Source organism: Pseudomonas brassicacearum (genome assembly GCF_009601685.2).
GTDB classification, from domain to species: domain Bacteria; phylum Pseudomonadota; class Gammaproteobacteria; order Pseudomonadales; family Pseudomonadaceae; genus Aquipseudomonas; species Aquipseudomonas kilonensis_B.
The window spans coordinates 600,498-614,058 of the sequence record NZ_CP045701.2 but is presented as its reverse complement, the minus strand read 5'-3'; the positions used below and the strand labels follow the sequence as shown (position 1 = coordinate 614,058).

Sequence of the window (13,561 nt, the reverse complement as noted above, 5' to 3'; positions counted from 1 at the left end):
TCGCTTTCTTAACGAATCGGCATTGGGCACACTGACGGTCTATTTCGCTCAACTCAATCTGACTGAGAGGACTGATGATGGTCTTGCGCTCGGAAATTCTGGTGAACAAAAACGTGCTTCCTACTCAAGAACAAGCCCTGCCTGGCCGTGAAACGCCAATGACCGTGCCGGAAAAACACTTCGTCCTCGACGCGCCACTGCTGGGCCCGTTTGCCATGGACGTGGATTTCGCAATCTTCGGCCTCGGCTGCTTCTGGGGCGCAGAACGCAAATTCTGGCAGCGCGAAGGCGTGGTCAGTACGGCGGTGGGTTATGCCGGCGGCTTCACGCCGAACCCGACGTATGAAGAAGTCTGTTCGGGCCTCACCGGCCACAGCGAGGTGGTGCTGGTGGTCTACGAGCCAGCAAAAGTCAGCTACGAGCAGCTTCTGAAAATGTTCTGGGAACTGCACAACCCGACCCAGGGCATGCGCCAGGGGAATGACATCGGCACCCAGTACCGTTCGGTGATCTATGCCACCACCCCGGCTCAACTGACGGCGGCCAAACACAGCGAAGAAGTCTTCCAGGCCGAGTTGACCAAGGCGGGCAAAGGCACCATCACGACCGAAATCGAAGAAGCACCGACGTTCTACTTCGCCGAGACCTACCACCAGCAGTACCTGGCGAAAAACCCTGAAGGCTATTGCGGGATTGGCGGTACGGGCGTGACCTGCCCGATCTGACTTTCAAGCCCCCGGTCCCAGTGTGGGAGCTGGGCTCGTGGGAGCGAGGCTTGCCCGCGATGGCGGCGGCACATTCAACAGCAATGCAGCTGAACCACCGTCATCGCGAGCAAGCTCGGCTCCCACAGGGATTTGTGGCAGCTACAATTCTGTGTACACCCCACAACCCTGTGGGAGCCGAGCTTGCTCGCGATGACGACCTTCCAGGCGCCATCGACGCATCAGCTCTCAGCGATCAACCAATCCATCTGCCACCCACCCTGGGTCTGTCCCAACTTTTTCGACAGCCACGGCAGCAGTTCACGCAATTCCTCCTCCAGCCCCCACGGCGGATTGGCAATCGCCAGGCCGGAGCCGTTCAGGCTGTTGGGCGTCGCCAATGGGTGCACCAGCAGCTCCACCCGCAACAGCTTCGGCGCGCCCGTGCCGGCCAGATCCTGGTAGAAGCGACGCAACATCCGCTGGTCCTTTACCGGGTACCAGATCGCCGCCACCGTCTGTCGCATCCGGCCAATGGCTTCCTTGAGGGAGGCGGCGCAACGCTGCATCTCGTCCAGCTGTTCGAACGGCGGATCGATCAGCATCAGGGCACGCTTCTCTGCCACCGGCAGCAGCGCCCGCGGCACATGCCAGCCCTCACCCAGATGGACCGCCACGCGACGGTCGCCTTTCATGTTGTCCTTGAGCAACACGCCATCTTCAGGGTGCTTTTCATTGAGCAGCACACGGTCCTGCGAACGGGTCAGGCGCCGCGCCAGTTCCGGCGAGCCCGGGTAGTAGCGCAACTGCCCGTCCGGGTTCATTTCGTGCAGCACCTTCATGTAATCGGCGGTCAACGGTGGCAGATCGCTCTCGCCCCACAACCGCGCAATGCCCTCCAGGTACTCACCGGTACGGTTGGCCTGGTCACCCTGCAGGTCGTACAGCCCGATGCCCGCGTGGGTATCGAGGTAGGCGAAGGGCTGCTCCTTGCGCGACATCAAAGCGATGAGGCGGGTCAAGGTCAGGTGTTTGAACACATCGGCGTGATTGCCGGCGTGGAAGGCGTGGCGATAGTTCATGGCGGCTCCTGCGAAGGGCGACGAGTTTACCTTGAAGCGCGTCGGACGTCAGGGGTTCGCAGCCCGGCGGACACGCCAACATCAGCCCAGCTCACGCATCAAATACGCCTGCAATGGCGCCTTTTTCGCCTCAACCGCCTCCGATCGCTCAAGAAAGTGGGCAATCTTGCGCCGCAGGACGCTGCCGTCGACCCGTTCGAACAAATACGGATGCTCTTCACCCAGCCAGGCGAGCAAGTTGTCCAGCAGACAGTCCGTCGGAACCTCGACCATTGCGTCCAACAGTGCGACGGGCACTTGCCACCAGGGGAAAGCCTGGGCCGGGCGCAGGGCATTTCCCCCGATCTCAAGGGATTGCCCGTTGATCAGGCATCGCTTGATGACCGGCAAGAGTTGCCCGGCGTCTACCTCCGTAGATTGCAGAATCGGCCGCATGAAGCGCCCATCCCAAAAACGCAGGAAGACCGGCTTGCCATCGGGCAACAGCACCTTTGTGAGTCCTCGCAAGTGTTCGGCAAGGATTTGCTGGCTCACACACGAAACCGCCAGCCAACCCCAATCGAGGGAGTCGGTGGCGGCTATCCAATCAAGAAACCCGCTGTCTGCGCTGACCAGCCCTGCATAGGGCATGACCGTTTCCCACTCGGCGTACGACGTATCGGCCCAGATCGGGCTGGCGACTGCGTTCATAGAGCGCCTCCAGGCCGACAACGCCCCGGCGCTACTGGCATTGCTGAAAATGGCGAAAAGTTGCTCAGAGGCCTGCAAGGGGTGGTCCTCAAGCCAGGCGCGAGGAGATTGGTCGCTGCTCATGGACGCCCCCGGACATCGACAGGCTTGTGCAAGACCGGCGGCACTGTGCAGGCACCGTTTCTGCAACGCTCACACTCCTCGCAGAACGGCGCCGAGCCTTGGAAACTGAGGATTTGCGCAAGGGAAAGCGCAGGCGCCGCCGCAGCGACCAGCTTCTCGGCGCTGTCTGGCGCGCCGGATGCCGCCCTCATGACTGCCATCGGCGCCCCACCGACTTCAATGGGTACACTGCTGGAGATCCCGCCGGCGCCGATGTTGATCCAATGGCCGCCGGCCTGAAGCGTGACGCTGGCGCCCCCGTCCAATACCACTTGCTGGCCGGCGCTGACATGAAAGTGCTGGCTGGCGCTCAGTACCTGGCTGGTGACACGAATATGCCGCTCGCCGCTCACCAGCAGATGATCGTCCTGCCGCACTTCTGCCCGGCGCCCACCATGGGTAAGGCGCTGCTCATCGGCCTTGAGCTCGTGCCGTGCCGTACCGGCGACAACGATGCTGCGCTCGTGATCGACCTGCACCCGCTGGTCGTGAAGCACATGCTGGGTCCAGTTGCGCTGGGCCCGCAGGTAGATCTCCTCGGCACCCTTGCGATCCTCGATGCGCAATTCGTTGTAACCTCCCCCGCCGGGGCTGCTCTGGCTGCGCAACACGCTGCGGGTCTTGTCCGCCGGAAGGTCCAGCGGCACCGGGTTGGCGCCATTGGGCAGGCACCCGACGACCAACGGTTTGTCCACGTCGCCATCGATGAACCCCACCAGGACTTCCATCCCGACCCGGGGGATCATCACTGCGCCATAGTGATCGTGGGCCCAACCGGAGGCCACGCGCAGCCAGCAGCTGGAGTGCTCATCGCACTGACCGTCGCGATCCCAGACCAATTGCACCTTGACCCGTCCGAACTCATCGCAGTGGATTTCGCTGTCGACCGGCCCGGTCACTACCGCCGACTGATAGCCGTGGGCGCGGGGCTTTTCGTGATGCAGCGGCGGCCGAAAGAACACGTCCCATGGCGTGGCGAGAAAGGTATTTTTGTAGCCCTGGAATTCATCCGGGCCGACAGCGGCTGTTTCTTCCAGCACCTGCGGTTGACGGCCATGATGGTCGATCTGCGTCAGGAGCCAGAGATCATTCCACGGTTCCCGGGGATGATCCTTGATGCACATGAAGTGCCCGCTGACGAAGGCACTTTCATCGCTGCCGCCTTCTGCCACGCAGTGGTCGGCGCCATGGCGCTCAAGGGCACGTCGGGTCAGATGCTTGCCGTCGTCACGGGCAGAGAAACCGCCGGGGTAGTGATAGTCCTCGAGCACAGGGCGCTGCCGATTGTCGAGGTGGGTTTGCAGTAACAGACCGGGCTTGCGGAAGTCGTAATCACGCAGCGTCACCGCAGTGGTACGGGTCTGGAGCCGCACCGCCAGGCGCTTGATGGCCGGCTCGGCGGCGGCCATGCCGCTGCCCGGCAGGTACAGCGTTGATTCGGGCAGGCGGGGAAACACCGTCTGGTCGTCACCGAACACCAGCAGATGGCTATCCGGGAGGTGCCTGAAGTGATAATGGATGCCGACTTCGGCGCAGATCCGCTCGATGAACGCCAGGTCGCTTTCGCCATACTGCACGCAATACTCGCGCTCGGGGTATTGCCCACCAAGCGTGAAGTGACAGGCATCCGCCAGGATCCCGTGTTCCTTCAACACCCTGGCGACGATATCGGGCACGCTCAGGTGCTGGAAAATCCGTTGGTTGATGCGATGGCGCAAGTAGGCCAGGCGGGGCATCAGGCTGATCTGATAACGGGTCAGGCGCTTGCCCGAATCCCCCTGGGCCACGCTATAGACCTGACCGTGTATGCCACCGCCCAAATCATCGAACCTCAGAAATGCCTGGTGATGAAGGAGCTCTTCCAGCGCCAGGTCAGACCGCTCGCTGACCAGTTCCAGGTCGAAGCGATAGGGCTGGCTGATGGCTTCCTTGCCCTTGAACTCAAGCACCTTGAGTTCATTCGGCCCGCTGTCGAGCGTTAGCGTGAAACGAGGTTGGTTGGCAGGCGGGAACATCCAATGTGCCTCTGCGAAATGGAGGCGGGCGATTCTGCACGAGCGATAGGGTGAATGGATTGGCGGTCAGGAAAAACAGATTTCCCCTACAGCCAAGAAGCTAAAAGCCGCAGAACCTGATGCATTTTCCGATAGACATTCGAGGCATCGCGGCCAACCGCAACCGCCCTACAAACGAATCAGCCATTTCCTGCAACGTTGCCGATTTCTGGGCTTTGGCGTGCGTGATAACGTGCTCTGGTCGCAAAAAAGCAAAGGACGCACGGCATGACGACACGTTACGCAAAAATCGCAATGACCCTGGCGCTCGCCGCATTCGCCTTCCTGACCGTGTTCAACAACGTCACGGACTACAGCTCCAATTTCAATTTCGTCCATCACGTATTGAGTATGGATACCACCTTTCCCGACAATGCCGCCCGGTATCGCGCCATCGATCAACCCTGGATGTGGCACGGAGCCTATTGGCTGATCATTTTCGGCGAAGCGCTGACGGCGGGGCTTTTGGGCTACGGAGCATTGAAACTGTGGCAGGCACGCCAGGCCGAGGCCCCGGTGTTCGCCCGCGCCAAGGGATGGGCCGTTACCGGCTTGACGGTGGGTTTCTTCGTCTGGTTCTTTGGTTTCATGGTCATCGGTGGCGAGTGGTTCCTGATGTGGCAATCAGAAATCTGGAATGGCCAGGACGCTGCGTTCAGGTTCTACATGGCGATTTTGGGCGTGCTGATCTTTCTAAACCAGCCTGACGCCAACCCGGACTGACACCCATGAAAAAACGGCCCGCCTCCACTAGAGACGGGCCGTTTTTCATGCAAACCCTCCTGCGAGCCATCGAGGCCGCGCTGAAGACCTTACTGGTTCAGACGAAAATCTTTTTCCGCCGCGTCGAAACGCTGCAGCATGCCCGCGGTAGGCGAGCCCATCTTGCTGACAATGTAGATGGCCAGGCTGGCGAAGATGAAGCCAGGGATGATTTCGTACAGGCCCAGCAACGCGAAATGCTTCCAGACGATCACGGTGATTGCACCCACCAGGATGCCGGCGAGCGCGCCATTGCGGGTCATGTTCTTCCAGATCACGGAGATCAGGACAACAGGGCCGAAGGCGGCACCGAAACCGGCCCAAGCGTAGCTCACCAGACCCAGTACACGGTTTTCCGGGTTAGCGGCCAGGGCAATGGCGACCAAGGCCACCAGCAGCACCATGGCGCGGCCGACCCAGACCAGTTCCAACTGGGAAGCGCCCTTGCGCAGGAAGGTCTTGTAGAAGTCTTCGGTCAGGGAACTGGAGCACACCAGCAACTGGCAGCTCAAGGTACTCATGACCGCCGCCAGGATGGCCGACAGCAACACACCGGCAACCCATGGATTGAACAGGATCTTCGCCAGCTCGATGAACACCCGCTCAGGGTTCTCGGTCACGGGACCGGCCACCTCAGGGTGTGCCGAGAAGTACGCGATACCGAAGAAGCCCACGGCCACGGTGCCGCCCAGGCAGAGGATCATCCAGGCCATGGAGATGCGACGCGCCTTGGCGATCGACTTGACCGAATCAGCCGCCATGAAGCGCGCCAGGATGTGCGGCTGGCCGAAGTAGCCCAGGCCCCAACCCATCAGCGAGATCACGCCGATGAAGGTGGTGTTTTTCAGCATGTCGAAAGCGGTAGGATCTTTCGCTTCGATGGCCAGGAACGTGGTATCCACGCCGCCAGTAGCCAGCAGCACGATGATCGGCGTAAGGATCAGCGCGAAGATCATCAGGGTCGCTTGTACGGTGTCGGTCCAGCTCACGGCCAGGAAGCCACCGATGAAGGTGTAGGCAATGGTTGCCGCCGCACCGGCCCACAGTGCTGTCTCGTAGGACATGCCGAAGGTGCTTTCAAACAGACGGGCACCGGCCACGATGCCGGAGGCACAGTAGATGGTGAAGAACACCAGGATCACCACCGCAGAGATGATCCGCAGCAGGCCGCTCTTGTCTTCGAAACGGCTGGAGAAGTAGTCCGGCAGTGTCAGCGCATCACCGTTGTGCTCGGTCTGTACCCGCAGGCGACCGGCCACGAACAGCCAGTTCAGGTAGGCACCGATGATCAGGCCGATGGCGATCCAGCCTTCCGACAGGCCGGACATGTAGATAGCACCGGGCAAGCCCATCAACAGCCAGCCACTCATGTCGGAGGCACCGGCGGACAATGCGGTTACCACGCTGCCCAGGCTGCGGCCGCCCAGGATGTAATCGGAAAGGTTGTTGGTGGAGCGATAAGCCATCAGGCCGATCAGGACCATTACAGCGATATAGATCACGAAAGTGATCAGGGTGGGATTACTAACACTCATGAGTTACGCCCTGGCTTTGTTTTTATGTAGCGGTGGCAGTTGAAAGCGTCGACAACGCAGACGTTGTAGCGACGATTTGCAGTCCCGCGATTTTATGACTGATGTTTCCCCAGGAAAGCCATCAGCCGATGCCCCTCGGCCTTGAACCGGTTGCACCTTGGCCGCGAATGCTATTCAACAAATCAAATAAGGTGCAACCAGTTTCGCTCGAATAAGTTGCACCTGATCGGTTTTATCGCAAAAACCGTGTTTTTTGCTCCCTTTTAGTGCAGTTCATAGCACTCAGCTAGAAGCCAAAGCACTAAGCCGGTGCAGGATTAACAGGCCAGTGTTTGCTTCCGGATGAGCTGCCTGTCATTTCAGGAAAAAAAGGGTTGCACCCGGTTGCACCTCAGTCATCTCGCAGCTAATCTTGCCGCCAGCTGATGCCACGCAATACGTGGTAAACATGAGGATAAAAATATGGCTACCACCACCCTTGGGGTCAAACTCGATGACCCGACCCGCGAACGCCTCAAGGCGGCCGCAACCTCGATTGATCGTACGCCGCACTGGCTGATCAAGCAGGCAATTTTCAATTACCTGGAAAAACTCGAGGGTGGTGCAACCCTGACCGAGCTGAACGGTTCACCTCGCACCGACAGCGAGGATGCCGGCGATGTGCAGGTCGACCATGCTCACCAATGCTTCCTCGAATTTGCCGAGAGCATCCTGCCGCAATCGGTCTTGCGCGCCTCCATCACTGCCGCCTACCGTCGCCCTGAGCCGGAAGTGGTGCCGATGCTGATCGAGCAGGCCCGCCTGCCGGCCGAAATGGCCGAAGCCACCAACAAGCTGGCCGCCTCGATTGCGGAAAAACTGCGTAACCAGAAAAGTGCCGGCGGCCGTGCCGGTATCGTTCAAGGTTTGCTGCAGGAATTTTCCCTGTCGTCCCAGGAAGGCGTGGCGCTGATGTGCCTGGCCGAAGCGCTGCTGCGCATCCCGGACAAAGGCACCCGTGATGCGCTGATCCGCGACAAGATCAGCACCGGTAACTGGCATCCGCACTTGGGCAACAGTCCGTCGCTGTTCGTCAACGCCGCCACTTGGGGCCTGCTGCTGACCGGCAAACTGGTCGCCACCCATAACGAAGCGGGCCTGACCTCCTCCCTGAGCCGCATCATCGGCAAGAGCGGCGAGCCGATGATCCGCAAGGGCGTCGACATGGCCATGCGCCTGATGGGCGAGCAGTTCGTCACCGGCGAAACCATCGCCGAGGCCCTGGCCAACGCCAGCAAGTTCGAATCCAAGGGCTTCCGCTACTCCTACGACATGCTGGGTGAAGCCGCACTTACCGAACATGACGCCCAGAAGTACCTCGCCTCGTACGAACAAGCCATCCATTCGATCGGCAAAGCGTCCCATGGTCGTGGGATTTATGAAGGCCCAGGCATTTCCATCAAGCTGTCTGCCCTGCACCCGCGTTACAGCCGCGCCCAGTATGAGCGCGTCATGGAAGAGCTGTACCCGCGCTTGCTGTCGCTGACCCTGCTGGCCAAGCAATACGACATCGGCCTGAACATCGACGCCGAGGAAGCCGACCGCCTCGAGCTGTCGCTGGATCTGCTGGAGCGCCTGTGCTTCGAGCCGCAACTGACCGGCTGGAACGGCATCGGCTTCGTGATCCAGGCGTACCAGAAGCGTTGCCCGTACGTGATCGACTACGTCATCGACCTGGCCCGCCGCAGCCGTCATCGCCTGATGATCCGCCTGGTAAAAGGTGCGTACTGGGACAGCGAGATCAAGCGCGCCCAGGTCGAAGGCCTGGAAGGCTATCCGGTCTATACCCGCAAGGTGTACACCGACGTGTCCTACATCGCTTGCGCCCGCAAGTTGCTGTCGGTGCCGGAAGTCATCTACCCGCAATTTGCCACGCACAACGCCCATACCCTGGCAGCCATCTACCATATCGCCGGTCAGAACTATTACCCGGGCCAGTACGAATTCCAGTGCCTGCACGGCATGGGTGAACCACTGTACGAACAGGTTGTAGGCAAGGTCTCCGAAGGCAAGCTGAACCGTCCGTGCCGTGTGTACGCGCCGGTCGGCACCCACGAAACATTGCTGGCGTACCTGGTACGTCGCCTGCTGGAAAACGGCGCGAACACTTCGTTCGTCAACCGTATCGCCGACCAGTCCATCTCGATTCAGGAGCTGGTGGCCGATCCAGTGGCCAGCATCGAGCAGATGGCAACGCTGGAAGGCGGCTTCGGCCTGCCGCACCCGCGCATCCCTCTGCCTCGGGATCTGTATGGCAGCGACCGCGCCAACTCCAGCGGCATCGACCTGGCCAACGAACATCGTCTGGCTTCGCTGTCCTGCGCCCTGCTGGCCACGGCCCATAACGACTGGAAAGCCGCGCCGATGCTCGGTTGCGCTGCCAGCGAAGAAACCCCGGCAGCGGTGCTGAACCCGTCCGATCACCGCGACGTGGTCGGCCATGTGCAGGAAGCCACGGTCGCCGACGTCGACAACGCCATCCAGTGCGCCCTCAACGCCGCACCGATCTGGCAGGCCACGCCACCAGCCGAGCGCGCCGCGATCCTCGAGCGTGCCGCTGACCTGATGGAAGGCGAGATCCAGCCGCTGATGGGCCTGCTGGCCCGCGAAGCCGGCAAGACCTTTGCCAACGCCATTGCCGAAGTGCGTGAAGCCGTGGACTTCCTGCGCTACTACGCCGTGCAGGCGCGCAACGACTTCACCAACGACGCCCACCGCCCACTGGGCCCGGTGGTCTGCATCAGCCCGTGGAACTTCCCGCTGGCGATTTTCAGTGGCCAGGTCGCCGCCGCACTGGCCGCCGGCAACCCGGTACTGGCCAAGCCCGCCGAACAGACGCCATTGGTGGCGGCCCAGGCTGTGCGCCTGATGCTTGAAGCCGGCATTCCGGAAGGCGTGCTGCAACTGCTGCCGGGCCGTGGCGAAACCGTCGGTGCCCGCCTGGTGGGTGACGAGCGGGTCAAAGGCGTGATGTTCACCGGCTCCACCGAAGTCGCTCGCCTGCTGCAACGCAACATCGCCGGCCGCCTGGACAACCAGGGCCGTCCGATCCCGCTGATCGCCGAAACCGGCGGCCAGAACGCCATGATCGTCGACTCCTCGGCGCTGACCGAACAAGTGGTCATCGACGTGGTGTCCTCGGCGTTCGACAGTGCCGGCCAGCGTTGCTCGGCCCTGCGGGTGCTGTGCCTGCAGGAAGACTCCGCCGACCGCGTCATCGAAATGCTCAAGGGCGCCATGGCCGAATCGCGCCTCGGCAACCCTGAGCGCCTGTCCGTGGACATCGGCCCGGTGATCGACGCCGAAGCCAAGGCCGGCATCGAGAAACACATCCAGGCCATGCGCGACAAGGGTCGCACCGTGTACCAGATGGCAATCGCCGACAGTGACGAGTGCAAGCGCGGCACCTTTGTGATGCCAACCCTCATCGAGCTGGAAAGCTTCGACGAGCTGCAGCGCGAGATCTTCGGCCCGGTGCTGCACGTGGTGCGCTACAAGCGCAAGGAACTGGATCAGTTGATCAACCAGATCAACGCCTCCGGCTACGGCCTGACCCTGGGCGTGCACACGCGCATCGACGAGACCATCGCCAAGGTCATCGACAATGTGCATGCGGGTAACGTCTACGTGAACCGCAACATTGTCGGTGCTGTGGTCGGTGTGCAGCCGTTCGGTGGCGAAGGCCTGTCGGGCACCGGTCCCAAGGCCGGTGGTCCGCTGTACCTGTACCGCCTGTTGTCGACACGTCCTACCGATGCGATCCAACAATCCTTCGTCCGTGGCGACGCCCTGACAGCACCGGACCTGCGTTTGCGCGAGGCCATGGGTAAACCGCTCACCGCCCTGCAAGCCTGGGCCGACAGCCAGAAGCTTGCCGAGCTGAGCGCCCTGTGCGTGCAGTTCGCGGCCCAGTCGCAAAGCGGTATCACCCGCCAGCTGACCGGCCCGACCGGCGAACGCAACAGCTACGCCATCCTGCCGCGCGAGCACGTGTTGTGCCTGGCCGACGTGGAAGGCGACCTGCTGACGCAACTGGCGGCCGTACTGGCCGTGGGTGGCTCGGCCGTGTGGCCGGAAACCGACACCAGCAAGGCTTTGTTCGCACGCTTGCCGAAGGAAATTCAGGCACGCATCCAGCGGATTGCCGACTGGAGCAAGGACGAGGTGCTATTCGACGCGGTCCTGCACCACGGCGATTCGGACCAGCTGCGCGGCGTTTGCCAGCAGGTAGCCAAGCGCGCCGGCGCCATCGTTGGGGTGCACGGCTTGTCCCAGGGCGAGACCAACATTGCGCTGGAACGCCTGGTGATCGAGCGGGCCTTGAGCGTCAACACCGCCGCGGCGGGTGGTAACGCCAGCTTGATGACTATCGGCTAAACCGCTGTAAACCAGGCACCTGCAACGGGTGCCTGGCAATCGAATCCCTGTGTGGAGCGAGTTTTGTGGGAGCAAAGCTTGCTCGCGATCCAGGCGCTGCGGTCCTCAAGAGAGCGCGGCGTTTTCATCGCGGGCAAACCTTGCTCCCACAGAGCCCGCCCCCCACATCTGATTAGCGTCACCCTCGCTCCTCCATCACCCAAATCAATCATCCTGTTCAGCCTCCATTACCGCGCCTAGACTCGGCCCATTCCAAAAAAAGGTAGGCTGCCATGTCCGAGACGCTGCTCAGTTCCCGCAATCTGGCTTTCGAGCTGTATGAAGTCCTTGATGCCGAGGGCCTGACCCAGCGCGAGCGGTTTTCCGAACACAATCGCGAAACCTTCGACGCCGCCCTCGGCACGGCCCGCAGCATCGCCGAGAAATTTTTCGCGCCCCACAACCGCAAGAATGATGAAAACGAACCGCGCTACGAGAACGGCGAGGCGATTCTGATTCCCGAGGTAAAACCGGCGGTGGATGCCTTCCTCGAGGCGGGCTTTCTCAACGCGGCGCGCAGCTTCGAGGCAGGCGGCATGCAACTGCCGACGCTGCTGTCCCAGGCCTGCTTCGCACATTTCCAGTCGGCCAACGCCGCTTCGACCTCTTATCCGTTCCTGACCATGGGCGCGGCGAACCTGATCGAGAGCTTCGGCAGCGAGGAGCAGAAGCAACGCTTCCTGCAACCGATGATCGACGGTCGTTTCTTCGGCACCATGGCCCTGACCGAGCCCCATGCAGGCTCTTCGCTGTCGGATATTCGTACACGCGCGGAGCCTGCGTCCGACGGCACTTATCGACTCAAAGGCAACAAGATCTTCATTTCCGGCGGCGATCATCCGTTGTCGGAAAACATCGTGCACATGGTCCTGGCGAAATTGCCGGATGCGCCGCCGGGCGTGAAGGGCATTTCGCTGTTTATCGTGCCCAAGTTCCTGGTCAACGACGACGGCAGCCTCGGCCAACGTAACGACGTGCTGTTGGCCGGGCTGTTCCACAAGATGGGCTGGCGTGGCACCACTTCTACCGCGCTGAACTTCGGCGACAACGGCGAATGTGTCGGTTACCTCGTAGGCAAGCCGCACCACGGCCTGAGCTACATGTTCCAGATGATGAACGAGGCGCGGATCGGCGTCGGCATGGGCGCAGTGATGCTGGGTTACGCCGGCTACCTGTATTCCCTGGAATACGCCCGCGAACGCCCCCAGGGCCGGGTTCCCGACAGCAAGGACCCAACCACTGCTCCCGTGGCGATCATCCAGCACGCCGACGTGCGCCGCATGCTGCTGACCCAGAAAGCCTACGTTGAAGGTTCGTTTGACCTGGGCCTGTACGCAGCGCGCCTGTTCGACGACACCACTACCCTGCAAAGCGAAGCCGAGCGCAGGCGCGCCCATGAGCTGCTGGACCTGCTGACCCCGATCGTCAAATCCTGGCCCTCGGAGTTCTGCCTGAAGGCCAACGAACTGGCGATCCAGATTCTGGGGGGGCACGGCTACACCCGCGAATATCCGGTGGAGCAGTATTACCGCGACAACCGCCTGAACCCGATCCATGAAGGCACCCACGGCATCCAGTCCCTGGACCTGCTAGGGCGAAAACTGGCGCAGAACGGCGGTGCCGGGCTCAAGCAGTTAATCCGGCTGGTGGCCGACACCACTGAACGCGCCCAGGCGCATGCCTCACTGACGCCGTTGCGCCAGCCGCTGGAAGCGCTGGTGGCGCGCCTGCAAACCGTCACCCTGGGCCTGCTGACGGACCTGGGCCAAGGCAAAGTCAACAGCAGCCTCGCCAATTCGGCGCTGTACCTGAAGGTGTTCGGGCATATGGTGATCGGCTGGCGCTGGCTGGAACAGGCGATTCGTGCCGAGGAAGGCTTGGCCAAGGGGAATGCGGCGGACAACGACTTCTATAAAGGCAAACTGCAAGCAGCGCGCTACTTCCTGACCTGGGAAGTACCGGGTTGCCATCATGAGCTGGCGATTCTTGAGGCGCGGGATGATACGTGCCTGGAAATGCGGGATGAGTGGTTCTGAGCCAGCGCTTGTGGTGGGGCTCAAATCCCATCGCGAGCAAGCTCGCTCCCACAGGGTTCCAAGTGAATACGACATCTGCGT

At 61.5% G+C, this 13,561-nt stretch carries 8 protein-coding genes; 4 read left to right on the top strand and 4 right to left on the bottom strand.

Features of this window, described 5'->3' with window-relative positions; all coding sequences use genetic code 11:
• Positions 1-77 precede the first annotated feature (77 nt).
• Positions 78-725 carry a peptide-methionine (S)-S-oxide reductase MsrA gene (gene msrA / locus GFU70_RS02650; RefSeq protein ID WP_058543056.1) on the top strand — a complete coding sequence of 216 codons (648 nt, stop codon included), beginning with the start codon at positions 78-80 and terminating at the stop codon, positions 723-725.
• A 221-nt stretch (positions 726-946) separates the two neighbouring features.
• Here msrA and GFU70_RS02645 read toward each other — a convergent pair whose 3' ends face one another.
• From GFU70_RS02645 to GFU70_RS02635, 3 genes are all read right to left on the bottom strand, one after another.
• Entirely contained in the window at positions 947-1,786 is an 840-nt protein-coding gene (locus tag GFU70_RS02645) for a 23S rRNA (adenine(2030)-N(6))-methyltransferase RlmJ (RefSeq protein WP_003197086.1), read from the bottom strand.
• Positions 1,787-1,867: 81 nt separating this feature from the next.
• Positions 1,868-2,599, bottom strand: a complete 732-nt coding sequence (locus tag GFU70_RS02640) for a DUF4123 domain-containing protein (protein ID WP_058545578.1) — start codon at positions 2,597-2,599, stop codon at positions 1,868-1,870.
• The gene (locus GFU70_RS02635) at positions 2,596-4,653 is read right to left on the bottom strand and encodes a type VI secretion system tip protein VgrG (RefSeq protein WP_058545577.1); all 2,058 of its coding nucleotides are present in this window, start codon (positions 4,651-4,653) and stop codon (positions 2,596-2,598) included. Before GFU70_RS02635 ends, GFU70_RS02640 begins: the two co-directional genes overlap by 4 nt.
• Before the next feature lie 267 nt (positions 4,654-4,920).
• Between GFU70_RS02635 and GFU70_RS02630 the strand changes: the two genes are divergently transcribed.
• The gene (locus GFU70_RS02630; RefSeq protein ID WP_058545576.1) at positions 4,921-5,415 is read left to right on the top strand and encodes a DUF2165 family protein; all 495 of its coding nucleotides are present in this window, start codon (positions 4,921-4,923) and stop codon (positions 5,413-5,415) included.
• Between the two features lie 89 nt (positions 5,416-5,504).
• Here GFU70_RS02630 and putP read toward each other — a convergent pair whose 3' ends face one another.
• A complete protein-coding gene (gene putP, locus GFU70_RS02625) occupies positions 5,505-6,989 on the bottom strand; it encodes a sodium/proline symporter PutP (protein ID WP_058545575.1) in 1,485 nt (494 codons plus the stop codon).
• A 462-nt stretch (positions 6,990-7,451) separates the two neighbouring features.
• Here putP and putA point away from each other — a divergent pair, with 462 nt between their 5' ends.
• Both putA and GFU70_RS02615 read left to right on the top strand, forming a co-directional pair.
• Entirely contained in the window at positions 7,452-11,405 is a 3,954-nt protein-coding gene (gene putA / locus GFU70_RS02620) for a trifunctional transcriptional regulator/proline dehydrogenase/L-glutamate gamma-semialdehyde dehydrogenase (protein ID WP_058545574.1), read from the top strand.
• 272 nt (positions 11,406-11,677) lie between these two features.
• On the top strand, positions 11,678-13,480 hold the full coding sequence (locus GFU70_RS02615) for an acyl-CoA dehydrogenase (protein ID WP_058545573.1): 1,803 nt from the start codon (positions 11,678-11,680) through the stop codon (positions 13,478-13,480).
• Positions 13,481-13,561 lie beyond the last annotated feature (81 nt).

Coding starts and splice junctions, on each gene's coding strand:
- msrA (WP_058543056.1), top strand. CDS start 78: ATGGTCTTGCGCTCGGAAATTCTGGTGAACAAAAACGTGCTTCCTACT.
- GFU70_RS02645 (WP_003197086.1), bottom strand. CDS start 1,786: ATGAACTATCGCCACGCCTTCCACGCCGGCAATCACGCCGATGTGTTC.
- GFU70_RS02640 (WP_058545578.1), bottom strand. CDS start 2,599: ATGAGCAGCGACCAATCTCCTCGCGCCTGGCTTGAGGACCACCCCTTG.
- GFU70_RS02635 (WP_058545577.1), bottom strand. CDS start 4,653: ATGTTCCCGCCTGCCAACCAACCTCGTTTCACGCTAACGCTCGACAGC.
- GFU70_RS02630 (WP_058545576.1), top strand. CDS start 4,921: ATGACGACACGTTACGCAAAAATCGCAATGACCCTGGCGCTCGCCGCA.
- putP (WP_058545575.1), bottom strand. CDS start 6,989: ATGAGTGTTAGTAATCCCACCCTGATCACTTTCGTGATCTATATCGCT.
- putA (WP_058545574.1), top strand. CDS start 7,452: ATGGCTACCACCACCCTTGGGGTCAAACTCGATGACCCGACCCGCGAA.
- GFU70_RS02615 (WP_058545573.1), top strand. CDS start 11,678: ATGTCCGAGACGCTGCTCAGTTCCCGCAATCTGGCTTTCGAGCTGTAT.